The 23,239-nt window shown below is 71.0% G+C and carries 17 protein-coding genes and 2 pseudogenes; 10 read left to right on the top strand and 9 right to left on the bottom strand.

Annotation, left to right across the window (positions count from 1 at the left end; all coding sequences use genetic code 11):
- Positions 1-37 precede the first annotated feature (37 nt).
- From GA0115233_RS29940 to GA0115233_RS29920, 5 genes and pseudogenes are all read right to left on the bottom strand, one after another.
- On the bottom strand, positions 38-1,348 hold the full coding sequence (locus GA0115233_RS29940) for a DUF58 domain-containing protein (protein WP_093723437.1): 1,311 nt from the start codon (positions 1,346-1,348) through the stop codon (positions 38-40).
- Complete coding sequence (locus GA0115233_RS29935) at positions 1,348-2,337, bottom strand: AAA family ATPase (RefSeq protein ID WP_093723440.1); 990 nt, start codon at positions 2,335-2,337, stop codon at positions 1,348-1,350. The genes GA0115233_RS29940 and GA0115233_RS29935 overlap by 1 nt, the downstream gene beginning before the upstream one ends.
- On the bottom strand, positions 2,337-3,536 hold the full coding sequence (locus GA0115233_RS29930) for a DUF4350 domain-containing protein (RefSeq protein WP_093723436.1): 1,200 nt from the start codon (positions 3,534-3,536) through the stop codon (positions 2,337-2,339). Before GA0115233_RS29930 ends, GA0115233_RS29935 begins: the two co-directional genes overlap by 1 nt.
- The gene (locus tag GA0115233_RS29925; RefSeq protein ID WP_093723435.1) at positions 3,533-4,309 is read right to left on the bottom strand and encodes a DUF4129 domain-containing protein; all 777 of its coding nucleotides are present in this window, start codon (positions 4,307-4,309) and stop codon (positions 3,533-3,535) included. Before GA0115233_RS29925 ends, GA0115233_RS29930 begins: the two co-directional genes overlap by 4 nt.
- A gap of 4 nt (positions 4,310-4,313) precedes the next feature.
- A pseudogene (locus GA0115233_RS29920) lies at positions 4,314-5,611 on the bottom strand (hypothetical protein).
- Positions 5,612-5,752: 141 nt separating this feature from the next.
- On the opposite strand from GA0115233_RS29920, the gene mtnA reads away from it, so the two are divergent.
- The 7 genes and pseudogenes from mtnA to GA0115233_RS29880 all read left to right on the top strand — a co-directional run bounded on the left by mtnA (position 5,753) and on the right by GA0115233_RS29880 (position 14,643).
- A complete protein-coding gene (mtnA, locus tag GA0115233_RS29915; protein ID WP_093723434.1) occupies positions 5,753-6,895 on the top strand; it encodes an S-methyl-5-thioribose-1-phosphate isomerase in 1,143 nt (380 codons plus the stop codon).
- 166 nt (positions 6,896-7,061) lie between these two features.
- A complete protein-coding gene (gene mtrA, locus GA0115233_RS29910; RefSeq protein WP_015659998.1) occupies positions 7,062-7,751 on the top strand; it encodes a two-component system response regulator MtrA in 690 nt (229 codons plus the stop codon).
- A gap of 1 nt (position 7,752) precedes the next feature.
- A complete protein-coding gene (mtrB, locus tag GA0115233_RS29905) occupies positions 7,753-9,810 on the top strand; it encodes an MtrAB system histidine kinase MtrB (RefSeq protein WP_093723433.1) in 2,058 nt (685 codons plus the stop codon).
- On the top strand, positions 9,800-11,635 hold the full coding sequence (locus GA0115233_RS29900; protein WP_093723432.1) for an LpqB family beta-propeller domain-containing protein: 1,836 nt from the start codon (positions 9,800-9,802) through the stop codon (positions 11,633-11,635). The genes mtrB and GA0115233_RS29900 overlap by 11 nt, the downstream gene beginning before the upstream one ends.
- A 192-nt stretch (positions 11,636-11,827) precedes the next feature.
- Positions 11,828-12,690 (top strand): annotated as a pseudogene (locus GA0115233_RS29895) (ComF family protein).
- A 281-nt stretch (positions 12,691-12,971) separates the two neighbouring features.
- Complete coding sequence (gene raiA / locus GA0115233_RS29885; RefSeq protein ID WP_093723430.1) at positions 12,972-13,697, top strand: ribosome hibernation-promoting factor, HPF/YfiA family; 726 nt, start codon at positions 12,972-12,974, stop codon at positions 13,695-13,697.
- A gap of 202 nt (positions 13,698-13,899) precedes the next feature.
- Positions 13,900-14,643: a response regulator gene (locus GA0115233_RS29880; RefSeq protein ID WP_093723429.1), complete on the top strand. Its 744-nt coding sequence runs from the start codon at positions 13,900-13,902 to the stop codon at positions 14,641-14,643.
- A 25-nt stretch (positions 14,644-14,668) separates the two neighbouring features.
- On the opposite strand, the gene GA0115233_RS29875 is transcribed toward GA0115233_RS29880, so the two are convergent.
- Together GA0115233_RS29875 and GA0115233_RS29870 are read right to left on the bottom strand one after the other, a co-directional pair.
- Complete coding sequence (locus tag GA0115233_RS29875) at positions 14,669-15,838, bottom strand: winged helix-turn-helix domain-containing protein (RefSeq protein WP_093723428.1); 1,170 nt, start codon at positions 15,836-15,838, stop codon at positions 14,669-14,671.
- 268 nt (positions 15,839-16,106) lie between these two features.
- Positions 16,107-16,682 (bottom strand): GNAT family N-acetyltransferase, encoded by a 576-nt coding sequence (locus GA0115233_RS29870; RefSeq protein ID WP_093723427.1) that lies wholly within the window; start codon positions 16,680-16,682, stop codon positions 16,107-16,109.
- Positions 16,683-16,950: 268 nt separating this feature from the next.
- Here GA0115233_RS29870 and secA point away from each other — a divergent pair, with 268 nt between their 5' ends.
- Positions 16,951-19,794 carry a preprotein translocase subunit SecA gene (gene secA, locus GA0115233_RS29865; RefSeq protein ID WP_093723426.1) on the top strand — a complete coding sequence of 948 codons (2,844 nt, stop codon included), beginning with the start codon at positions 16,951-16,953 and terminating at the stop codon, positions 19,792-19,794.
- A 95-nt stretch (positions 19,795-19,889) separates the two neighbouring features.
- On the opposite strand, the gene GA0115233_RS29860 is transcribed toward secA, so the two are convergent.
- Positions 19,890-20,447 (bottom strand): Rv3235 family protein, encoded by a 558-nt coding sequence (locus GA0115233_RS29860; protein WP_093723425.1) that lies wholly within the window; start codon positions 20,445-20,447, stop codon positions 19,890-19,892.
- A gap of 330 nt (positions 20,448-20,777) precedes the next feature.
- Here GA0115233_RS29860 and GA0115233_RS29855 point away from each other — a divergent pair, with 330 nt between their 5' ends.
- Entirely contained in the window at positions 20,778-21,293 is a 516-nt protein-coding gene (locus tag GA0115233_RS29855; RefSeq protein ID WP_093723424.1) for a DUF6912 family protein, read from the top strand.
- 83 nt (positions 21,294-21,376) lie between these two features.
- Positions 21,377-22,042: an HAD family hydrolase gene (locus GA0115233_RS29850; RefSeq protein ID WP_093723423.1), complete on the top strand. Its 666-nt coding sequence runs from the start codon at positions 21,377-21,379 to the stop codon at positions 22,040-22,042.
- 20 nt (positions 22,043-22,062) lie between these two features.
- Here the strand turns inward: GA0115233_RS29850 and GA0115233_RS29845 are convergent, their stop codons facing one another.
- Complete coding sequence (locus GA0115233_RS29845; RefSeq protein WP_093723422.1) at positions 22,063-22,629, bottom strand: DJ-1/PfpI family protein; 567 nt, start codon at positions 22,627-22,629, stop codon at positions 22,063-22,065.
- Positions 22,630-23,239: the final 610 nt, after the last annotated feature.

Genomic DNA, 23,239 nt, shown 5'->3' with positions numbered 1-23,239 from the left:
CCCACTCTTTTCTTTCGCCGCTTTGTTGTCAGCGTTGTCAGAGACGCCCCGCTGTCTTGAGCGCCAAGTACGCATCCGCCAGCGCAGGCGCGAGCTCCTCCGGCGTCGCGTCGACCACCGTGACACCGTGTCGGCGGAGTTGGTCTGCCGTACGTTGACGCTCGCCCTGGGCCTGGGCCGCCGCCGCTGCCTCGTAGACGGCGTCCGTGTTGCCGCGGGCCTTGGCCATGCGGGCGACGTACGGGTCGGCCACTGAGGCCACGAGCACCGTGTGGCGCTGGGTCAGTTGGGACAGAACCGGGAGCAGGCCTTCCTCGATCGGGGCTGCGTCCAGGCTGGTGAAAAGCACGATCAGGGCGTGGCGGGGTGCCGCGCGCAGGGCTGTCGCCGTCAGGCCGCGGGCGTCCGTCTCCAGCAGTTCGGGTTCCACCGTGGCCATGGCGTTGACCAGGGACGGGAGGACGTCGCCGGCGGAGCGGCCCTGGACCAGGGCGCGTACGCGTCGGTCATAGGCGAGGAGGTCTACGCGGTCGCCGGCGCGGGAGGCCAGGGCGGCGAGGAGGAGGGCCGCGTCCATGGAGGCGTCGAGGCGAGGGGCGTCGCCCACGCGACCGGCGGAGGTTCGGCCGGTGTCCAGGGCCAGGAGGATGTGGCGGTCGCGTTCGGGGCGCCAGGTGCGTACGGCTACCGAGGACTGCCGGGCCGTGGCGCGCCAGTCGATGGAGCGGGTGTCGTCGCCGGGGACGTATTCGCGCAGGCTGTCGAACTCGGTGCCCTCGCCCCGGGTGAGGACGCTGGTGCGGCCGTCGAGTTCGCGGAGGCGGGCGAGCTTGGAGGGGAGGTGCTTGCGGCTGGTGAAGGGCGGCAGCACCCGTACCGTCCAGGGGACCTTGTGGGTGCCCTGGCGGGTGAGGAGGCCGAGGGGGCCGTAGGAGCGGATTGTCACGCGGTCGGCCCGGTGGTCGCCTCGGCGGATGGGGCGCAGGCGGGTGGTGACGCGTCGGCGTTCGCCCGGCGGGACCGTCAGGCGGTGGCGGGAGGACTCGACTTCCGTGCCCGGGGTCCAGCTGCTCGGAGGCCAGGTGTCGCGGAGTTGGGCGCGCAGGGGGCGGTTGGAGGGGTTGGTGATCGTGAGGGTGACGTCGGCGGGTTCGCCCAGGCGGGCGGAGGTGTCGCCGGAGCGGGTCAGGCCGAGGCGGCGTACCGGGGCGGCGAGTGCGAAGTCGCAGGCGCAGGCCAGCGCCAGGGGTGCGTTGACGGCGAGGATGCCGGTCCAGCTGGGTTCCCAGATGCCGACGGGAAGGGAGCCGAGGGCCGCGAGGAGTGCGGTGCGTCCGGTGAGTGCCATCAGCGGGGGACCGGGACGTGGGCGAGGATCGCGTTGATGACGGAGTCTGCGGTCACGCCTTCCATTTCGGCCTCGGGGCGCAGTTGGACGCGGTGGCGGAGGGTGGGCAGGGCGAGGGCTTTGACGTCGTCGGGGATGACGTAGTCGCGTCCGGTCAGCCAGGCCCAGGCGCGGGCGGTGGAGAGGAGGGCCGTCGCACCGCGTGGCGAGACGCCGAGGGTGAGGGACGGGGATTCGCGGGTGGCGCGGCAGATGTCGACGACGTAGGCGGTGATCTCGGGGGAGACGGCGGTCTTGGCGACGGCGGCGCGGGCGGCTTCGAGGTCGGCGGCGCCTGCTACGGGGTGTAGGCCTGCGGCCGCCAGGTCGCGGGGGTTGAAGCCCTCGGCGTGGCGGGTGAGGACGGCGATCTCGTCCTGGCGGGAGGGCAGAGGGACCGTCAGTTTGAGGAGGAAGCGGTCCAGTTGGGCCTCGGGGAGGGGGTAGGTGCCCTCGTACTCGACCGGGTTCTGGGTGGCCGCGACCAGGAAGGGCTCGGGGAGCGGGCGCGGGGTGCCGTCGACCGTGACCTGGCGTTCCTCCATGGCTTCGAGGAGGGAGGACTGGGTCTTCGGGGGCGTGCGGTTGATCTCGTCCGCGAGGAGGAGGTTGGTGAAGACCGGGCCGGGCTGGAAGGAGAACTCGGCGGTGCGGGTGTCGTAGACCAGGGAGCCGGTGACGTCGCTCGGCATGAGGTCGGGGGTGAACTGGACGCGCTTGGTGTCGAGTTCGAGTGCGGATGCGAGGGCGCGCACGAGCAACGTTTTGGCGACCCCAGGGACTCCTTCTAGTAGTACGTGTCCGCGGCAGAGGAGGGCGACGACGAGGCCGGTCACGGCGGGGTCCTGGCCGACCACGGCTTTGGCGATCTCGGCGCGCAGGGCTTCGAGGGAGGCCCGGGCATCGGTCCGGTCCCCGCTCTGCCCGGCGTTGTCAGTGGTCGGGTCCATCATGGACGGCGTACCTCACTTTCGAGGGCGTCGAGTTGGTCGGCGAGTGAGATGAGGGCTGCGTCGTCGTTCGGCGGCGGGCCGAAGAGCAGGGTGTGCAGGGACTGTCCGTCGCCGTGGAGGTGCGTGGACAGGGCGGGGAGCAGGGCTTCGGACGCGTGTGCCTGGGCGACGGGGACGCCTACGAGGGGGGCGAGGCGAGTGCGGGTGGTGGAGCGGAGAGTGGCGGCCGCGCGGTCGCGGGCGTTGGCCTTGCGGTAGAGGCGGGCGCGGCCTTCGACGGTTTCGGAGGCGCGGATCGCCACGGGGAGTCTTTCGGGCACGAGGGGGCCGAGTCGCCGTGCCCTCCACAGGGCGGCGAGGGCTGCCGCGACGAAGAGCTGGAGTGTGCCCCACAGCCAGCCCGAGGGGAGCAGGTCGAACAGGTCGCGTTCGCCTTCTTCACCGGCGGCGGTGGGGTCGGAGAGTGAGGGGAGGTACCAGACCAGATGGGGGCGGGAGCCGAGGAGTTGGAGGGCGAGCGAGGCGTTGCCCTGCTCGTCGAGGCGGTCGTTGGTGAGGATGTGGGGCGCGCCGAGGACGACGGTGTCGCCGTCCCCGGAGGGGTCCGGGACGAGCAGGAGCGTGGCCAGGCGCTCGCTGGGGTAGCAGGCCTTGGCCATCAGGTGGGTGGTGGTGTAGCGGATGCCACCGGTGTCGGCCGCGCCCGCGCGCCTGGCCGCGGGGAGGTCGCAGTCGGGCTGGAGGGTGGAGTCGAGGCTCTTGGCGGGGTCGGCGAGGACGCCTGGGACGAGTCGTTCGACGGACCAGACGCCGGGGGCGACGAGGAGGGTACGGCCGCCGGAGCCGCTGGTCGCGGAGTGCAGGGCGCTCTGCTGGCGCTTCGTCAGCAGGTCGGGTGCGGCGACCAGCAGTGTGGTGTCGGGGGCGATCGCGGCGCGGGCCTCGTCGAGGCTGGTGACCACACGCATGGACACGCCCCGGTCGCCGAGGAGTTCGGCGACGGCGCGGCTGCCCTGGGGGTCGGCGGAGCGCGGGTCGAGGGCGCCGTGCTTGGTGTCGGAGCGGATCACGGCGATGGCGAGGGCGCCCGCGATCAGGACGGCCAGGGCGAGGGCGATGCCTCGGGTGCGGGTCCACACCTGGCGGGCGGTGGGCGAGACCGAGGTGGTGGGCGGGAGCGTGGCCTCGGTGGTCATTCGCCGGCTCCCGGGCGGGCGTTGTGGTCCGCGCTGTGGGCGCTGGTGGTGGTGAGCTGGGGCTTGGTGCGTTCCAGGTCGCGGTCGAGGTCCGCGAGGGGGCGGTACGTCGGCTCGGTGGCGGTTCGGCCGCCGTATGTCACGTCGTCGAAGTGGCGTGCGGCGGCGTGGAGTCGGTCCGTGTGGGCGGGCAGGGCGCGGCCGGCTTCGGCGGCCGCCTCGTCGGCGGTGCGGCCGGGGCGTACGTCGAGGAGGGCGCGTTCCTCCAGGGAGCGGACGATGGCCCGCATCCGTTCCTGGACGGCCTGGTTCCAGTGGCCCTGGGCCGCGTGTGCCTCGGCGGCGGAGCGGTGTTCGGCGGCGCTGCGGGGGCGGTCGTCGAACAGGGCGGCGGGAGACGTCGGTTCGCGGCGGGGGGCGCCCAGGCGCCACCAGAGGGCGCCGAGCACGGCGAGGACGGCCACGATGACGACGACCAGGCCGACCGGTCCGCCGGGTGTCACGGCGGACGCGCTGCTGAACAGATCGTCGACCCAGTCCCAGAAGGCGTCGAGGGCGCGTTCGAAGAAGCCGGGGTCGTCCTCGTGGTACCTCCGCTTGGACAGTTCCCGCCGGGCGGCGTCCTGCGCCGGATCGCGGGGGATCGTCAGGGGCGGTTCGTCGTCGGAGCGCAGGGCCGACAGTACGGGTGCGTCGCCGACGTGCAGTGACATCCGTACCGCGGCGCGCGGCAGGGCCGGCGCCGCGGTGAGGACTCCCCCCGCCAGGATCACCGGTTCAGCTCCCCGGGGTGTCGGTTCCGTAGCCCTGGACGCCGGCGGCGCGGGCCAGTTCGAGGTCGAGCGCCTCGCGGCGGATGCGCTGGTCGATGTAGAGGAGCACCGTGACACCCGCCGAGATCGGGAAGGTGATCATGGAGCCGATCACCGAGCCGATGCCGCTGATGATCAGGAACGTCCAGCTGAGGCTGCCGCCGGTGCCGTCGAGGAGGCCGCTGACGCTGTCGCCGCTGAAGGCGTCGGCGAGGAAGGCGAACGGGATGGCGATGATGGACGCGACGATGCTCGCGATGACCATGGCCAGCAGCTGGATGCCGAAGACGCGCCACCAGGAGCCGCGCACCAGCTTCACGGAGCGGCTCATCGACTTCACGATGCCCTGCTTCTCCAGCATCAGGGCCGGGGAGGCGAGGGAGAAGCGGATCATCAGCCAGAGGGACACGACGACCGCGCCCAGGCCGCCGAGGACGGTGAGCGCGGCGCCCGCGCCGCCTCCTCCGGCGACGGTCACGAGGATGCCGGGCAGGACGCCGACGGCGACGATGCCGAAGGCGATGAGCAGCAGCAGGAAGATGAGTCCGAACAGCTTGCCCACCTGCGGGCGGGCGTCGCGCCAGGCCTCGCCGGTGGTCACCGGCCTGCCGAGGACGGCGCGGCTGGTGACGGTGGTGAGCAGGGCGGTGGCGATGACCGTGCCGATCAGCGAGATCAGGGAGAGGACTCCGTAGCTGATCATGGTGTCGCCCATGGCGCGCATGAGTTCGTCGAAGGTGACGTTGGGGTCGTTGATGGTGTCGAAGGTGTCGTTCAGGAAGAAGCCCTGGAGCAGGACGACGACGACTTCGGTGAGGACGGCGACCGTGAGGGCGATGCCGAGGACCGTGCGCCAGTAGGCGCGCATGGTGGAGACGGCGCCGTCGAGGATCTCGCCGACGCCGAGCGGGCGCAGCGGGATGACGCCGGGCTTGGCCGCGGGGCGGGGGCCGCCCCAGCCGCCGCCCCAGGAGCCGTGGCCGCCGTAACCGCCGGCGGCGGGGGACGGTTGCCCCAGCCGGGGCCGGGCGGCGGCGGAGGCGGTGCCTGCCCGGGTGCCGGAGCGCCGGTGGGCGCGGACCACTGGGCCGGTGGCGGCTGCTCCTTGGACCACTTCGAGCCGTGGCCCTGCGGCTGGCCGGGCCGGTCCGCGGGCTGCTCGGAGCCCGGGCGGTCGGCGGGCCGGTCAGGGCCGGACTTGCCCGGCTCCTGTCCGTCGGACGGGGCGGATCCGGGCGAGGCCCAGCCCGGAGTGTCGTTCATCGTCGCTCCTTCACGGTGCCCGTCCGCGGGTCGCGGCGGCAGGTTGGCAGCCATCGTGCCATGGGGTGGTCATCTGCGGACCGGCCGCGGTATGGGCTGCGCACCTTCAATTGTCCGCCGGATTACGGGCAGACTGACGGCATGGCTGATCAGCACGTGCAATCCGGCGAGGACAAGCGGTCGACGGCGATACCGGTGATCCGTTGGGAGGAACCGCCCGAAGGCCCCGTCCTGGTCCTGCTCGACCAGACGAGGCTGCCCGCGGAGGAGGTCGAGCTCGTCTGTACGGATGCGCCGGTGCTGGTCGAGGCCATCCGTTCGCTCGCCGTGCGCGGTGCGCCGCTGCTCGGGATCGCGGGGGCCTACGGTGTCGCGCTGGCCGCCGCGCGGGGCTTCGACGTGGACGACGCGGCGGACGCGCTCGCGGGCGCCCGTCCCACCGCGGTGAACCTGGCGGTCGGGGTGCGCAGGGCACAGGACGCCTACCGGGCCGAGCTGGCCGGGAGCGGGGACGAGGGGAAAGCGGCCCGGGCGGCGCTGGCTGCCGCGCGGCAGCTGCACCGGGAGGACGCCGAGGCCAGTGCCCGGATGGCCGAACGCGGGCTGGCGCTGCTCGACGAGCTGCTGCCCGGCGGTGGGCACCGGATCCTGACGCACTGCAACACCGGTTCGCTGGTGTCGGGCGGTGAGGGCACGGCGTTCGCGGTGGCGCTGGCGGCGCACCGGGCGGGGAAGTTGCGGCGGCTGTGGGTGGACGAGACGCGTCCGCTGCTGCAGGGGGCGCGGCTGACGGCGTACGAGGCGGCGCGCAGCGGGATGGCGTACACCCTGCTGACGGACAACGCGGCGGGTTCGCTGTTCGCGGCCGGTGAGGTGGACGCGGTGCTGATCGGGGCGGACCGGATCGCGGCGGACGGGTCGGTGGCGAACAAGGTGGGCAGTTATCCGCTCGCGGTGCTGGCGCGGTACCACCATGTGCCGTTCGTCGTGGTGGCGCCGGTGACGACGGTGGACCCGGACACGCCGGACGGGGCGGCCATCGAGGTGGAGCAGCGGGCCGGGTTCGAGGTGACCGAGGTGAGCGCGCCGCAGGTGCCGGTGGCGGGGCCGGGCGGGGGGATACCGGTGGCGCCGCTGGGGACGCAGGCGTACAACCCGGCCTTCGATGTGACGCCGCCGGAGCTGGTGACGGCCATCGTGACGGAGGAGGGCGTGGTGTCGCCGGTGACCGCCGAGGCGCTGGCACAGGTGTGCGCCCGGTCGCGGGAGGTGACGGTCGGCTGACGGCGGGTGATCGCGGTGCGCCGGTGGCTGCTGTGGCGCGGGCCGCCGGGGTACCCGTCCGCCTCAAGATCGGTGGGCGAGGGCAGACAGTAGCGACCCCATACGACTATCGTCACAGGCCAGTGACCCTTCTCACCAGCGCCCCGGTCACTGTTACGAGAATGGGATGATGTCGTTTATGAAGGGACGAGTCCTTGTCGTCGACGACGACACCGCACTGGCCGAGATGCTCGGCATTGTGCTGCGTGGTGAAGGTTTTGAGCCGTCTTTCGTAGCCGACGGCGACAAGGCGCTGGCCGCTTTCCGTGAGACCAAGCCCGATCTGGTACTGCTCGACCTGATGCTGCCCGGACGGGACGGCATCGAGGTGTGCCGGCTGATCCGAGCCGAGTCGGGTGTACCGATCGTGATGCTCACGGCCAAGAGCGACACCGTCGATGTCGTCGTGGGCCTGGAGTCGGGCGCGGACGACTACATCGTGAAGCCGTTCAAGCCGAAGGAGCTGGTCGCCCGCATCCGGGCGCGGCTGCGGAGGTCCGAGGAGCCGGCGCCGGAGCAGCTCGCCATCGGTGACCTGGTCATCGATGTGGCCGGGCACTCGGTGAAGCGGGACGGGCAGTCGATCGCGCTGACGCCGCTGGAGTTCGACCTGCTGGTCGCGCTCGCGCGCAAGCCCTGGCAGGTGTTCACCCGCGAGGTGCTGCTGGAGCAGGTGTGGGGGTACCGGCACGCGGCGGACACCCGGTTGGTCAATGTCCATGTGCAGCGGCTGCGCTCCAAGGTCGAGAAAGACCCGGAGCGGCCGGAGATCGTGGTGACCGTCCGAGGTGTCGGATACAAGGCAGGGCCGAGCTGACATGTCCGGTGACAGTGCCGCTTCGGCGCCCGGCCGGTCCGGGGCACGCGGGGGGCGGCCTGTCGGCCGGGGGACGACAGGCTCCCGTTGGGGACGGTTCCTGGAGGGCGGGTTGCTCCAGGGAGGGGTCCAGGGAAGCCCCGTCCTGAGGTTGTTCATGCGCTGGGTGCGCCGTCCGCTGCTGCCCGTCATGCGGCTGTGGCGGCGCAACATCCAGCTCAAGGTCGTGGTGACGACCCTGCTGATGTCGCTGGGCGTGGTCCTGCTGCTGGGCTTCGTCGTGATCGGGCAGGTGCGCAACGGCCTGCTGGACGCGAAGGTGAAGGCCGCGCAGAGCCAGGCCACCGGTGGTTTCGCCGCGGCCAAGCAGGCCGCCGACGAGGAGTCGGCGTCCGGTGCGGGCGAGGGCGGCACGGGGGCCGACGGCCGCTCCGAGCAGAACGTCATCCAGTGGATGAGCGACCTGGTGCAGACCCTCGCCAGTGGTGGCCAGGGCGCCTTCGAGGTCGTGACGCTGCCCTCCGGCGGCGACAGCGGCAGCGGGCGCGGTCCGCGTGTCTCGAACTACGTCGACCCGGCGAGCGTGCCGGTGAACCTGCGGGAGCGGATCGACAGCGGTACCGGTGCGGCGCAGAGCTACACGCGGATCGTCTACAGCAACGGCAAGGAGTCGCAGCCCGCGCTGGTCATCGGCAAGCAGGTCAACGACCCCAACGGTGCCCCGTACCAGCTCTACTACCTCTTCCCGCTCACGCAGGAGGAGAAGTCGCTGAGCCTGGTCAGGAGCACGCTGGCGACGGCCGGGCTGTTCGTCGTCGTACTCCTCGGGGCGATCGCCTGGCTCGTGGTGCGGCAGGTCGTCACGCCGGTGCGGATGGCGGCCGGGATCGCCGAGCGGCTGTCCGCCGGGCGCCTCCAGGAACGTATGAAGGTCACCGGTGAGGACGACATCGCCCGGTTGGGCGAGGCGTTCAACAAGATGGCGCAGAACCTTCAGTTGAAGATCCAGCAGCTGGAGGACCTGTCGCGGATGCAGCGGCGGTTCGTGTCGGACGTGTCGCACGAGCTGCGGACGCCGCTGACGACCGTACGGATGGCCGCGGATGTCATTCATGAGGCGCGCGAGGACTTCGATCCGGTGACCGCGCGGTCGGCCGAGCTGCTCGCCGACCAGCTGGACCGGTTCGAGTCGCTGCTCGCGGATCTGCTGGAGATCAGCCGGTTCGACGCGGGCGCGGCGGCCCTGGAGGCCGAGCCGATCGATCTGCGGGAGGTCGTGCGCAGGGTGGTCACCGGCGCCGAGCCGCTCGCCGAGCGCAAGGGCACGACGATACGGGTGGTGGGCGACCAGCAGCCCGTGGTCGCCGAGGCCGACGCCCGGCGTGTGGAGCGGGTGCTGCGCAATCTCGTCGTCAACGCCGTGGAGCACGGCGAGGGCCGGGACGTCGTGGTCAAGCTGGCCGCGGCGGGCGGTGCGGTCGCGGTCGCGGTGCGCGACTACGGCGTCGGGCTCAAGCCCGGCGAGGCGACCCGCGTGTTCAGCCGCTTCTGGCGGGCCGACCCGGCACGCGCGCGTACCACCGGCGGTACGGGTCTGGGGCTGTCCATCGCCCTGGAGGACGCCCGGCTGCACGGTGGCTGGCTCCAGGCGTGGGGCGAGCCGGGCGGCGGCTCGCAGTTCCGGCTGACACTGCCGCGGACCGCGGACGAGCCGCTCAGGGGGTCCCCGATACCCCTGGAGCCGAAGGACTCACGCCGCAACCGCGGACTCGACGACGCCGGTCTCCCGCGCGGGGAGAAGAGCGCGACGGTCCCGGTGCAGCCGACGGGAGAGGGGACCGGTCTGCGCACGCGTGACCCGATCGGGCCGAGGCTGTCCGGGGCGGCCCCCACGGCCGACCCGACGGCGCTGCCGGGCAACGGCGCGCGCGTGGTGCCCCGGCCCGCCACGGTGCCGCGGCGACAGGAGGACGCGTCCGCCGGGGAGGGGGCGCGCGGTGAGGACGCCGGGTCCGCGGAGGGCCCGAGCAGGCAAGGGGAGGCATTTCGTGGGCGCTGACCGCGACGGGGGTACCCGGCGGCGGCCGAGGCGCGCGGTGGCGTTCGCCGCCTGCGGCGTCGTACTGCTGGCCGGGTGCGCCTCGATGCCCGACAGCGGGGATCTCAGCGGGGTGGACTCCACGCCGGGGCAGGACACCCTGGTGCAGGTGTTCGCGGTGCCGCCGCCGGAGGACGCCACGCCCACCCAGCTGGTGCAGGGCTTCCTGGAGGCGCTGACCAGTGACGATCCGAACTACGAGATGGCCAGCCAGTACCTGACCGAGGACGCGGCGAAGGCGTGGCGGCCCAAGGCGGGTACGACGGTCCTCGCGGACGGTCCGGACGCCTTCGAGGTGTCCAAGCAGCGGGGGCCGGAGGAGACCGGGGAGACGACGTTCGCGCTGAGCGGCACCAAGGTGGCCACGGTCGACGAGCAGCAGTCGTACGCCCCCGCGGAGGGCGGCTACGAGGCGCTGCTGCATCTGTCCCGGGACCCGAAGACCAAGCAGTGGCGCATCGACAAGCTGCCCCAGGGCGTGGTCATGGGGCAGGGCGACTTCGAGCGCAACTACACCGCGGTCAACAAGTACTTCTTCGCCTCGAACGGGGCGACCGGGAGCAGCCGTCAGCCGGCGGCGGTCGCCGATCCCGTCTATGTCCGTGAGCGCGTCGATCCGATGACGCAGATGGTGCGTTCCCTGCTGAAGGGACCCACCAGTCTGCTCAGGCCGGTCGTCCGGACGGCCTTCCCCACGGGCACCGCGCTGGCGAAGGGCGTCACCACGCTGATGCCCGACGAGCAGAACAAGCTGACCGTGCCGCTCAACGACAAGGCGGCCCGGGTCGGCTTGAACAAGTGCACGGAGATGGCGGCCCAGCTGCTGTTCACCCTGCGCAGCCTCTCGCCGTCGATCGAGGAGGTGGCGCTGGAGTCCGGTGACCGCCAGCTGTGCTCGCTGACCGAGGGACCCGAGGCCGCGGCCGCGCGGGGGGTCACGGAGCAGGCCGAGCACCTGTACTTCATCGACGAGGAGCACCGGCTCGTGCGGATGGCGGCCCAGGAGGGCTCGCGGACGCCGGAGGCGGTGCCGGGCGCGCTGGGCGAGGGGCAGACGCAGCTGCGGGCCGCGGCCGTCTCCCGGGACGAGCAGATGGGCGCCGGAGTCAGCCGGGACGGCAAGCAGCTGTTCGTCGGCTCGCTGGTGTCGGGCGGGTCGCTCGGCGAGCCCGTGCTGCGCAGTGCGGGCAAGTCGGAGGGCGACCGGCTGACGACGCCGAGCTGGGACGCGCAGCACAACCTGTGGATCGCCGACCGCAACCCCGACGACCCGAGGCTGCTCCTGCTGGAGAACGGCGCGGGCAAGCCCCTTGAGGTGCGCACGCCGGGGCTGGACGGGCGGATCGAGTCGGTGCGGGTGGCCGCGGACGGCGTGCGGATCGCGCTCGTGGTGGCCAAGGGCGACACGTCGTCCCTGTACATCGGGCGCATCGAGCGGGAGGCGAAGCCCGGGGAGGACCGGCCGATCGTCTCGGTGATGGAACTGCGGTCGGCGACGCCGGGCCTGGAGGAGGTCACCACCGTGTCCTGGGCGGGCGACAGCCGGCTCGTGGTGGTCGGGCGCGAGCCCAACGGAGTCCAGACCCTGCGGTACGTCCAGGCCGACGGCTCCACTCCGGAGGGGCCGGCGCCCGCCGCGCTGACCGGCGTGAAGGCGATCGCGGCGACCGAGAACGACCAGGTTCCGCTGGTGGCCTACTCGGAGGATGGCATCGTGCGGCTCCATTCGGGCGGGCAGTGGCAGAAGGTCGTGACGGACGGGACGGCGCCGGTCTATCCGGGGTGAGTGGCCCGGCCGTGTCCTGGCCGGTGTGAGCGGCTGTCTCCGTTGGGGGCAGCCGTTTTCGCATGTCGGAAAGGGTGCTGGAAAGGGTGGGGGAGGCCGTGGCGCGGTAGTGCGGCTGTTGCGGCGGAGTTATCCACAGGTGGTTTTCCACAGGGGTGGCCGGTGCGCGGACCGGGATGCACAGTGGTGGACATGCGGCGGTGGTGGCGTGACCTCACGGATCTGGTGCTGCCGTCCGAGTGCGGCGGCTGCGGAAGGCCTCGTACGGTGCTGTGCCCGAGGTGCCGTACGGCGTTGAGCGGGGCCGGGCCGTGCCGGGTGCGGCCCGATCCGGAGCCGCTCGGGCTGCCGGTCGTGCACGCGGCCGCACGGTACGCGGACCAGGTCCGTGCCGCCCTGCTGGCCCACAAGGAGCGCGGCGCCCTGGCGCTGGCGGCACCGCTCGGCGTGGCGCTGGCGGGGCCGTACGGGCGGGGCTGGCCGCGGATGGTGGTACGGGCGCCCGCACGGGTGGTGGTGCGGTGCTGCTGGTGCCTGTGCCGTCGGCGCGCGGGGCCGTGCGGGCCCGGGGGCATGATCCGGCGCGGCGGATCGCGCTCACGGCGGCGGCCGAGCTGCGGCGCACCGGCACCCCGGCGCGGGTGCTCGCCGCGCTGCGTCAGCGGCGGGCCGTGGCCGACCAGTCGGGCCTCAACTCCCGGCAGCGGCAGGACAATCTGGCCGGCGCGCTGGTGGTCGTGCCGCACGCGCGGCTGCTGCTGGGTGAGGGGCAGGTGGTGCTGGTCGACGATCTGATGACCACCGGTGCCTCGCTGGCGGAGGCGGCGCGCGCGGTGCGGCTGACGGGGAGCGCCTCGGTGGCAGAGGCGGTGTGCGGGGTGGATGGTCGGGAAAGGACAGGGGAAGTGGGTACGCGAGTAACTGTGGAGGCAGCGGTGCGAAGGTACGGGGTGCCGGTGGAGGCGGCCCAGGCGGGCCGTATCCGGGCAGGTGACGGGCTCCGCGCGGCGGTCGTCGCGGCTTCTCCGGATGCTTTCGAAATAAACCGGAACTGACGCCTGACTTGCATCGTTGCAGGTTATGAGAGGGCCAATTCACCTGAACGGAGGTACGCCGCGGTAGAGGGTGACGACATCCGTCCGGGCGAGATATGTTCGGTTGTGAGAGAAAGGCGCAGGCCATCCCTCTCATATCTGAATGCCGTGCTGCGGGTTTTCGTATTCACCCGAGCCGGCGGGGTGGAGATCTTGCCCGCGGGGGAGGAGGAGGTGGAAGTCACCGAGTCCGAGGTTCCGGGGTTCACCGGAACCTGGTGCAAAAGGGAGATGCTCCGCCGTTGGAGCGGAGCGATCCGGGAACGGAGTTCTGCGTGGACATCGTCGTCAAGGGCCGCAAGACCGAGGTGCCCGAGCGGTTCCGCAAGCACGTGGCCGAGAAGCTGAAGCTGGAGAAGATCCAGAAGCTCGATGGCAAGGTGATCAGCCTCGACGTCGAGGTGTCCAAGGAGCCCAACCCCCGACAGGCCGACCGCTCGGACCGAGTGGAGATCACGCTCCGCTCCCGCGGTCCGGTGATCAGGGCGGAGGCGTCGGCCAGCGACCCGTACGCGGCGCTGGACCTGGCGGCGGAGAAGCTTGACGCACGACTGCGCAAGCAGCACGACAAGCGCTACTCGCGCCGGGGCGCACGACGGCTCACGGCAGCCGAGGTCCCCGACCACGTGCCGGGCGCGGCGACGCTCAACGGGAACGGCCACACCTTCCAGGAGGAAGAGCCGGACGGCGTTCCCACCAAGAAGATCGGCTCGCTGGAAGTGAAGGGCGAAGGCCCTCTCGTCGTACGCGAGAAGACACACGTCGCCTCCCCGATGTCCCTCGACCAGGCTCTCTACGAGATGGAGCTGGTCGGGCACGACTTCTATCTGTTCATCGACTCCGAGACCAAGGAACCGAGTGTCGTCTACCGGCGGCACGCCTACGACTACGGCGTGATCCACCTCAACACCGACCCGATGGTCGCTGAGGGGGACAACCAGGCGGCCGGTGGCACGCTGGGCGGCTGATCCGCCCGGCTGACGAGCAAGCGGGTGCCCCTGGAGCGCGCGTGCGCCCCCAGGGGCACCGGTGTGCGACCCCTTCGCGCCCCGCTCTGTCACCCCGGTGGCGTCCGGGCATGAAATCATGGCCGCACCGGCCCAACCGGTGGGCCGCTGCCTTGGGTTGGCGATGGCACCTGACCAGCCACAGCCTTCAGGGGGAGGAACGATGGCGGACACCTTCGGACCGATGCGGGACGAGGACGCCGACGACGTCGTCGGCATGGGCCCGGACACGGGCTCCTCACGCAAGGAGCCGATCAGAGTCCTCGTCGTGGACGACCACGCCCTCTTCCGCCGTGGACTGGAGATCGTGCTCGCCGCCGAGGAGGACATCCAGGTCGTCGGTGAGGCCGGGGACGGCGCGGAGGCCGTCGACAAGGCCGCCGATCTGCTGCCCGACATCGTGCTGATGGATGTCCGGATGCCGAAGCGGGGCGGGATCGAGGCCTGCACCTCCATCAAGGAGGTGGCACCCAGCGCGAAGATCATCATGCTGACGATCAGCGACGAGGAGGCCGACCTCTACGACGCGATCAAGGCGGGGGCGACGGGTTATCTCCTGAAGGAGATCTCCACCGACGAGGTGGCCACCGCGATTCGCGCGGTGGCCGACGGGCAGTCGCAGATCAGCCCGTCCATGGCGTCGAAGCTGCTGACCGAGTTCAAGTCGATGATCCAGCGGACCGACGAGCGGCGGCTGGTTCCGGCGCCGCGGCTGACGGACCGTGAGCTGGAGGTGCTCAAGCTGGTCGCCACGGGGATGAACAACCGCGATATCGCCAAGGAGTTGTTCATCTCCGAGAACACCGTGAAGAACCATGTGCGCAACATCCTGGAGAAGCTGCAGTTGCACTCCAGGATGGAGGCCGTGGTCTACGCGATGCGGGAGAAGATCCTGGAGATCCGGTAGGCCCCTCGTCTCCCGGGCGGGTGGATCAGGACAGCAGGGCGTTGACCGCCTGGGTCAGGGGCTCGCGCAGTTCCGGCGCGTCCACCCGCTCCACGCGGACGTTCGTGCAGTCCACCCAGCTCGCTGCCTCCAGCAGGGCCTGGGCCGTGGCCGGGACCGCCTTCTTGTTCTCCAGCGTGACCTGCTTGGCGACCAGGGTGCGGCCCTCACGGGCCGGGTCCACTCGGCCGACCAGACGGCCGCCGGCCAGGACGGGCATCGCGAAGTAGCCGTACACGCGCTTCTGCTTGGGGACGTAGGCCTCCAGGCGGTGGGTGAAGCCGAAGATCCGCTCGGTGCGCGCCCGTTCCCAGATCAGGGAGTCGAACGGGGAGAGCAGGGTCGTACGGTGCCGGCCGCGGGGCGGTGTGGCCAGGGCCGCCGGGTCGGCCCAGGCGGGTTTGGCCCAGCCCTCCACCGTGACCGGGACCAGGCCGGAGTCGGCGATCACCGCGTCGACCTGCTCGCCCTTCAGGCGGTGGTAGTCGGCGATGTCCGCGCGCGTGCCGACGCCGAGGGACTGGCCCGCCAGGCGGACCAGGCGGCGCAGGCACTCGGTGTCGTCCAGCTGGTCGTGCAGGAGGTCGCTGGGGATCGCGCGCTCCGCCAGGTCGTAGACGCGCTTCCAGCCGCGGCGCTCCACGCAGACGACCTCGCCGTACATCAGGGCACGTTCCACGGCGACCTTGGAGCCGGACCAGTCCCACCAGTCGTTGGTCTTCTTCGCGCCGCCCAACTCCGTGGCGGTGAGGGGGCCTTCGATGGTGAGCTGCTTGATCACCTGGTCGTAGGCGCCGTCGGGGAGTTCGTGGCCCCACATGGGGCGGTTGCGGTACGCGCGGCGGCGGAAGGCGAAGTGGGGCCACTCCTCGACGGGGAGGATGCAGGCGGCGTGGGACCAGTACTCGAAGGCGTGGGTGTCCTTCCAGTACGCCTGCTCGACCGTGGTGCGGCCCACCGCGCCCAGGCGGGCGTACGGGATGAGCTCGTGGGAGCGGGCGAGGACCGAGATGGTGTCGAGCTGGACGGCGCCGAGGTGGCGGAGGATGCCGCGGACGCCGGACTTTCGGTCGGGGGCGCCCAGGAAGCCCTGGGCGCGGAGGGCGATGCGGCGGGCCTCGTCCGCCGAGAGTTCGGTGGGGCGCGGGGTGGTCATGGCTCGCACGATAAGGGGTGGGTGTGACAGCGGGGGCTGAGCTGGGGGTTTGTGCGGGGACGCTGGCCGCGGGGGGTGCGGTGGGGGCGGGTGTCGCTTGCCGCGCTTGCGGGGTGCCGCTGCGCCCACCCGTGCCGCCCTGCGGCACGACTGCCCGCAGCTATGTGGGTTGGGTGGTGCCGGTGTCTGCGGCTATGTGGGTTTCAGGGTGTAGCCGCGGCCCGCGGCTATGTGGGTTGGGTGGTGCCGGTGCCTGCGGCTGCGTGGGTTACGGATGCTTTGCCGGGAGGTATGGGGCTGTTGAGGGGAGGCCCAGGTCTGAGGGGAGTAGGGAGGCTGTCCAGCAGTCTCGGCGGGTGCCCTTGTTGTTGAGGCCGGAGCGTTGGGTGCCCTCGTGGGTGAAGCCGGCCCGGGTGGCTACCGCGCGGGAGGCGTGGTTGCCGACTTCGGCCCGCCATTCGATCCGGTCGATGGAGGCGTGACTGAAGGCCCAGCGGCAGGCGGTGAGGACCGCCTCGGTGGTGTAGCCCCTGCCGCGGTGCTCCTTCGCCGTCCAGAAGCCGACCTCCGCGACACCCAGGGCGCGCATCGTCAGGCCCAGCATGCCCGCCAGTTCCTCACCCTCGCGGAGGAAGACGCCGAAGGTGAACATCGAGCCGTCCGCCCAGCCGTCGGGGACGAGTTGCTCGGTGAAGCTCCGGGCGTGCTCGGGGAGATAGGGCGAGGGAATCGTGGTCCAGCGCAGGATGTCGGGGTCCTGGACGGCCCGGAACACGGCATCGGTGTCGTGCGGGCCGACCGTGCGCAACAGAAGGCGGTCGGTGGTCAGCGTCACGGGGTCCATCGGCCGATTCTGCTGGGACCGCGTTCGGGGCGCCACATATTTGCGGTGGGTGATCAGGCGATCACAATTCGCGCAATTCGTCTGCCGTGTGCGGCACTATCCGCCGACCCCGCCCGTTGTGCATTGCGAGGAGATGTGAAGCAGCGGACGTTCGCCGTATCGGCAGACCTCCCGGCGCGGTGGGGTCCTCGCATACGATGGCCGTTGCTCAGTCAAGTCAAATGGAAACCGACCGTCCCAGGCCCGACCGGCAAGGAGACCAACCCCCGTGTCCGTCCTCTCGAAGATCATGCGTGCAGGCGAAGGCAAGATCCTGCGCAAGCTGCACCGCATCGCGGACCAGGTCAACTCCATCGAAGAGGACTTCGTGGACCTCTCCGACGCCGAGCTGCGGGCCCTCACCGAGGAGTACAAGCAGCGCTACGCCGACGGTGAGACCCTCGACGACCTTCTTCCGGAGGCGTTCGCCACCGTCCGCGAGGCCGCCAAGCGCGTCCTCGGCCAGCGTCACTACGACGTGCAGATCATGGGTGGCGCGGCCCTGCACCTCGGCTACGTCGCCGAGATGAAGACCGGTGAGGGCAAGACGCTCGTCGGCACCCTGCCCGCGTACCTGAACGCTCTGGCCGGCAAGGGCGTTCACCTCATCACGGTCAACGACTACCTGGCCGAGCGCGACTCCGAGATGATGGGTCGCGTCCACAAGTTCCTGGGTCTGAGCGTCGGCTGCATCCTCGCCAACATGACGCCGGCCCAGCGCCGCGAGCAGTACGCGTGCGACATCACCTACGGCACGAACAACGAGTTCGGCTTCGACTACCTGCGCGACAACATGGCGTGGTCCAAGGACGAGCTCGTCCAGCGCGGCCACAACTTCGCCATCGTCGACGAGGTCGACTCCATCCTGGTCGACGAGGCCCGTACGCCGCTGATCATCTCCGGCCCGGCCGACCAGGCCACCAAGTGGTACGGCGACTTCGCCAAGCTGGTCACCCGCCTCAAGCGCGGTGAGCCGGGCAACCCGCTCAAGGGCATCGAGGAGACCGGCGACTACGAGGTCGACGAGAAGAAGCGCACCGTCGCCATCCACGAGTCCGGTGTCGCCAAGGTCGAGGACTGGCTCGGCATCGACAACCTCTACGAGTCGGTGAACACCCCGCTGGTGGGCTACCTGAACAACGCCATCAAGGCCAAGGAGCTCTTCAAGCGGGACAAGGACTACGTCGTCATCGACGGCGAGGTCATGATCGTCGACGAGCACACCGGCCGTATCCTCGCCGGCCGCCGCTACAACGAGGGCATGCACCAGGCGATCGAGGCGAAGGAAGGGGTGCCGATCAAGGACGAGAACCAGACGCTCGCCACGATCACCCTGCAGAACTTCTTCCGCCTCTACAAGCGCTACGACCACAAGGGCAAGGAATACCCGGGTCTGTGCGGCATGACCGGTACGGCCATGACCGAGGCCGCCGAGTTCCACCAGATCTACAAGCTCGGCGTGGTCCCGATCCCGACGAACCGGCCGATGGTCCGCAAGGACCAGTCGGACCTCATCTACCGCACCGAGGTCGCCAAGTTCGAGGCCGTCGTCGACGACATCGAGGAGAAGCACCGCAAGGGCCAGCCGATCCTCGTCGGCACCACCTCGGTCGAGAAGTCCGAGTACCTCTCGCAGCAGCTCAGCAAGCGCGGCATCCAGCACGAGGTGCTGAACGCCAAGCAGCACGACCGTGAGGCGCAGATCGTCGCCCAGGCCGGCCGCAAGGGCGCCGTCACCGTGGCCACCAACATGGCCGGCCGTGGTACGGACATCAAGCTCGGCGGCAACCCCGAGGACCTCGCCGAGGCGGAGCTGCGCCAGCGCGGCCTCGACCCCGAGGAGCACATCGAGGAGTGGGCCGCGGCCCTTCCGGAGGCCCTCAAGCGTGCCGAGGCCGCGGTGAAGGCCGAGAAGGAAGAGGTCGAGGCGCTCGGCGGTCTGTACGTGCTGGGTACCGAGCGGCACGAGTCGCGCCGTATCGACAACCAGCTGCGCGGTCGTTCCGGCCGTCAGGGCGACCCGGGCGAGTCCCGCTTCTACCTCTCGCTCGGCGACGACCTGATGCGGCTGTTCAAGGCGCAGATGGTCGAGCGCGTGATGTCGATGGCGAACGTCCCGGACGACGTGCCGATCGAGAACAAGATGGTCACGCGCGCGATCGCGTCCGCGCAGTCCCAGGTCGAGCAGCAGAACTTCGAGACACGCAAGAACGTCCTGAAGTACGACGAGGTCCTCAACCGCCAGCGTGAGGTCATCTACGGCGAGCGCCGCCGCGTCCTGGAGGGCGAGGACCTGCACGAGCAGATCCAGCACTTCATGGACGACACCATCGACGCGTACATCAGCGCCGAGACGGCCGAGGGCTTCGCCGAGGAGTGGGACCTGGACCGGCTGTGGGGCGCCTTCAAGCAGCTCTACCCGGTGAAGGTGACCATCGAGGAGCTGGAGGAGGCCGCCGGTGACCGCGCGGGTCTGACCGCCGAGTTCATCGCGGAGTCCATCAAGGAGGACATCCACGCCCAGTACGAGGCGCGCGAGGCGCAGCTCGGCTCCGAGATCATGCGTGAGCTGGAGCGCCGGGTCGTGCTGTCGGTGCTGGACCGCAAGTGGCGCGAGCACCTCTACGAGATGGACTACCTCCAGGAGGGCATCGGCCTGCGCGCGATGGCGCAGAAGGACCCGCTGGTGGAGTACCAGCGCGAGGGCTTCGACATGTTCACCGCCATGATGGAGGGCATCAAGGAGGAGTCCGTCGGCTACCTGTTCAACCTGGAGGTCCAGGTCGAGCAGCAGGTCGAGGAGGTCCCGGTCGAGGACGCCAAGCCCTCGATGGAGAAGGGTCCGCAGGACGCGGTTCCGGCGCAGGCTGGCTCGCGCCCGGAGATCCGCGCCAAGGGCCTCGAAGCCCCGCAGCGGCGCAACCTGCACCTGACGGCGCCGACCGTGGACGGCGCGGGCGGCACCATCGAGAGCGACTGGACGGACGACGAGGAGCCGGTGCGTTCGGAGGCGGACGGCCTCACCCGCGCGGAGCGGCGCAAGCAGTCGCGCGGCCGGCGTCGCAGGAAGTAGGGCGCGGCAGCGGCGGACGCCCATGTGGGAGGGCCGGTCACCCGAGGGGGTGGCCGGCCCTTCGGCGTGCGTGGGGGCCCGGCCGTACGGCGGTTTCAGTCGCCCTGTGTGCGGGGGCGGGCGGGGCCGCCCAGTTCCACCGCTGTGCAGCGCCAGCGCAGGTCGGTTCCCTGTTCCAGGCGGAAGGCCATGGCGCGCAGCCGGTCACCGGCGCTGATGCGCGCGAAGACCTCCAGGGCGCCGGGGGAGGGGACGTAGTAACCGATGTCCCGGACGACCGGGCGGGCGCCGTGGTGGGTGCGCAGGGGGCCGCGTTCGGCGAGCCAGGCGAGGTCGTCGTAGGCGCGGCCCGCGGTGTACCGGAGCATGTAGTGCACGGGCCGCTGTCCGGTCAGGACGGCGAGGAGCCGGTCGGCGAAGAGGTCGGTGGGGCGGGGCTGCGGCACGGCCGGGGAGACGGGGCGGCGCGGCGTCTGGGGCGGCACCTGGACGGCCGTACGGCGGGCCGGGGCGGTGGCTGTGGGCGGCCGGGTGTCGCGGGGCCTGGTGGCGTGCAGGGTGCGGGACGGGCCGGCGCCGGGACGGCGGGTGTCACGGCGGCCGGGCGGGCGGGCGCCGGGGTGGTTGCGTGCCCTCGTCATGACCTTGTTCATGGGTGCCCCCGATGAGTGGGCCCGGAAGTACCGGGAAGTAACTTCGTGGTCGGTGATCTTGTACGGCCTCGGAGCGCGGCCTTCAAGCAAGTGCCGGGGGCGGTCGGGGGGCCGGGAAAGTTCACTTATCCGGATGACTTCGGGGGCGCTCGGGGCCGGGATTTCGGGGGTGGGGCAGGTGAATTTCCGGACGCGTGTTGCCGCTCGCGAGGGTGTGGGCGGGGACTCGAAAGGGGACGCCCGCACGTATCCTGAAGGCCCTTCGGGAGACGCGGGAACGCCCGCTCCCGGGGCTGTTTGCGGAGCCTCCGACCACGAAAGCGGCCAGCCATGCGCGTCTACGTCCCCCTGACCCTTCCCGGTCTCGCCGAGGCGTACAAGGCGGGCGAACTGGGGGGTGAGGTGCTCGCCGCCTACGCCGTGACGCCCGCGCTGCGGGAGTGGTACCTCTCCGACGACATCGAGGAGCTGGAGTACGCGGCGCTGAACCGGGCCGCGCTGGCCTCGCTGCGGCGGCTGGCCGAGGACTCCGGGGCGGCGCGGCGCCGGGTCGTGGTGGCCGTCGACGTCGCCGACAAGGCCGCCACGGTCGACCCCGACCGGGGTCTTGAGCCGTCCGCGCTGGGTGAGGTGCGGGTCGCGGGGCCCGTGCCGCTGGGCAAGGTGGCCTCGGTGCACGTCGACGGCGGGGACGCGGAGGCGGACGTGACCGCGGCGGTGCAGGCGCTGGCGGCGGCGGACGCGGGGGACGACGACGCGCAGTTCGTCGTGGACGGGGCGGAGGACCACGAGCTGCTGTGGTTCGCGACGCAGGAGATTCCGAATCTGGTGGGGCTCGGGGGGTGAGAGCCCTTCCCCGCTGCCTGTCGCTTTCCCCTTCTGACCTGCGGGTCTCATGATTGTCAGCGGCGGCGGGTACGGTCTTTGGCATGGGGAAGCGAGCTGGGGCGCACATTGTCTGGGACTGGAACGGGACGCTGTTCCACGACAATGACGCCATCATCGGGGCGACGAACGCGGCCTTCGCCGAGCTGGGGCTTGAGCCGATCACGCTGGAGAAGTACCGGGCGCTGTACTGCGTGCCGGTGCCGAAGTTCTACGAGCGGCTGCTGGGGCGGCTGCCGACCGATGCCGAGTGGGAGGTCATGGACGCGACCTTCCACCGGCACTACGCCGAGCACCGGGTGCGCTGCGGGCTGACCGTGGGGGCGGCCGAGTTGCTCGCGGGGTGGGGAGCGGCGGGGCGGAGCCAGTCCCTGCTGAGCATGTACACGCATGACGAGCTGGTGCCGTTGGTGCGGGGGTTCGGGATCGAGCCGCACTTCATACGGGTGGACGGGCGGACCGGACCCTCCGGGGGCAGCAAGGCCGAGCACATGGTGCGCCACCTCGGGGCGCTGGGCGGGGTGGACCCGGAGCGGACCGTGGTGATCGGGGACGCGGCCGATGACGCGGTGGCGGCGTTGCATGTGGGGGCGCGGGCCGTGCTGTACACCGGGGGGTCGCACAGTCGGGCCAGTCTGGAGGGGGTGGGGGTGCCGGTGGTGGACTCTCTGGCGGAGGCGGTTGCGGTGGCGGAGCGGTTGGCGGCGTAGGGCTTCGCTGGGGGGTGTTTCTACGTCACCGGTGCCTTTGCCCTGAGGACCGTCAGGAACTCGCGCATCCAGGCGCTGTGGTCGGGCCAGGCCCGGGAGGAGACGAGGGTGCCGTCCACCACCGCCTCGGTGTCCTGGAAGGTGGCGCCGGCCTGTTGCATGTCCAGTTCCAGGGCGGGGTACGCCGTGACGCGGCGGCCTCGTAGGCCGTCGATGGCCGCCGTGAGCAGGGGGCCGTGGCAGATTTGGGCGATGGGTTTGTCGGCGTCGAAGAAGGACTTCAGGATCTTGCGGAGTTCGGGGTCGTTGCGGAGGTATTCGGGGGCTCGGCCGCCGGGGATCACTACGGCGGCGTAATCGGTGGGGGTGACTTCGTCGAAGGCCAGGTCTGCGGGCCAGGTGTAGCCGGGTTTCTCGGTGTAGGTGTCGAAGCCGGGTTCGAAGTCGTGGACGACGAACCGGAGCGTTTTGCGGGTGGGGGCGGCGATGTGGACCTCGTAGCCCTCTTCGCGGAGGCGTTGGTAGGGGTACAGGACCTCTAGTGACTCTGCGGCGTCGCCGGTGACGATGAGGATTTTCGCTGTCATGTCGGCTCCTGTTGTGTTGCCGGGGACTGCGATTTCTGGGCCTCTCCTGGCCACCGTGCCTCGGTTGGTACTGGTTGCCAAGAGGGCCTGCGGCCAGGGTGCCACCGTTCGCCTCGGCTCGCGTGGGGGTGGGTTTCGCTCGCCCGCGCTTGCGGGGTGCCTCCCCCAGAGGGGGACCCCCAGCCCACCCGTGCCGCCTGGGGGGTCCCCCTCTGGGGGAGGCACGACTGCCCGCAGCTACACACATACGCCCCCGTCGTACTGTGCAGAACGTCAAACTTCTACCCCCGGTTTTGTACACATACGGCTCATGACGGGGCACCGGTAATCAGCGATAGCCTTGTGGCGTGATCAGCGCGATAGCTCGCGGGGACATCGTGGTCCCTGCCCTGCGCCCGGTGAGCACGGATGACATCCGTGGCCGGGTGGCGGTCGCTGGTCTTCGCGGGCGGGGTGGGGACAAGAGGGTCCCCACGATGGCGCGCAACCCCTCGGTGACGGCAATGCGGAGAGCAGAGTCACACCCGTCGGGCGCGGCGATTTTGGCTGATATCCCCCCGCTCATCTCATCTCGCGGCATAGCGTCGAAGCAGACCGGACACCCCGCGTC

The sequence above is a fragment of the Streptomyces sp. DI166 genome, assembly GCF_900091315.1.
GTDB classification, from domain to species: Bacteria; Actinomycetota; Actinomycetes; order Streptomycetales; family Streptomycetaceae; genus Streptomyces; species Streptomyces fuscus.
This window is presented reverse-complemented; position numbering and strand designations above follow the sequence as displayed.

What these genes read in the sequence shown, in the direction of transcription:
- GA0115233_RS29940 (WP_093723437.1), bottom strand. Translation starts at nt 1,348, where the DNA reads ATGGCACTCACCGGACGCACCGCACTCCTCGCGGCCCTCGGCTCCCTT.
- GA0115233_RS29935 (WP_093723440.1), bottom strand. Translation starts at nt 2,337, where the DNA reads ATGGACCCGACCACTGACAACGCCGGGCAGAGCGGGGACCGGACCGAT.
- GA0115233_RS29930 (WP_093723436.1), bottom strand. Translation starts at nt 3,536, where the DNA reads ATGACCACCGAGGCCACGCTCCCGCCCACCACCTCGGTCTCGCCCACC.
- mtnA (WP_093723434.1), top strand. Translation starts at nt 5,753, where the DNA reads ATGGCTGATCAGCACGTGCAATCCGGCGAGGACAAGCGGTCGACGGCG.
- mtrA (WP_015659998.1), top strand. Translation starts at nt 7,062, where the DNA reads ATGATGTCGTTTATGAAGGGACGAGTCCTTGTCGTCGACGACGACACC.
- mtrB (WP_093723433.1), top strand. Translation starts at nt 7,753, where the DNA reads ATGTCCGGTGACAGTGCCGCTTCGGCGCCCGGCCGGTCCGGGGCACGC.
- GA0115233_RS29880 (WP_093723429.1), top strand. Translation starts at nt 13,900, where the DNA reads ATGGCGGACACCTTCGGACCGATGCGGGACGAGGACGCCGACGACGTC.
- GA0115233_RS29875 (WP_093723428.1), bottom strand. Translation starts at nt 15,838, where the DNA reads ATGACCACCCCGCGCCCCACCGAACTCTCGGCGGACGAGGCCCGCCGC.
- GA0115233_RS29870 (WP_093723427.1), bottom strand. Translation starts at nt 16,682, where the DNA reads ATGGACCCCGTGACGCTGACCACCGACCGCCTTCTGTTGCGCACGGTC.
- GA0115233_RS29860 (WP_093723425.1), bottom strand. Translation starts at nt 20,447, where the DNA reads ATGAACAAGGTCATGACGAGGGCACGCAACCACCCCGGCGCCCGCCCG.
- GA0115233_RS29855 (WP_093723424.1), top strand. Translation starts at nt 20,778, where the DNA reads ATGCGCGTCTACGTCCCCCTGACCCTTCCCGGTCTCGCCGAGGCGTAC.
- GA0115233_RS29850 (WP_093723423.1), top strand. Translation starts at nt 21,377, where the DNA reads ATGGGGAAGCGAGCTGGGGCGCACATTGTCTGGGACTGGAACGGGACG.
- GA0115233_RS29845 (WP_093723422.1), bottom strand. Translation starts at nt 22,629, where the DNA reads ATGACAGCGAAAATCCTCATCGTCACCGGCGACGCCGCAGAGTCACTA.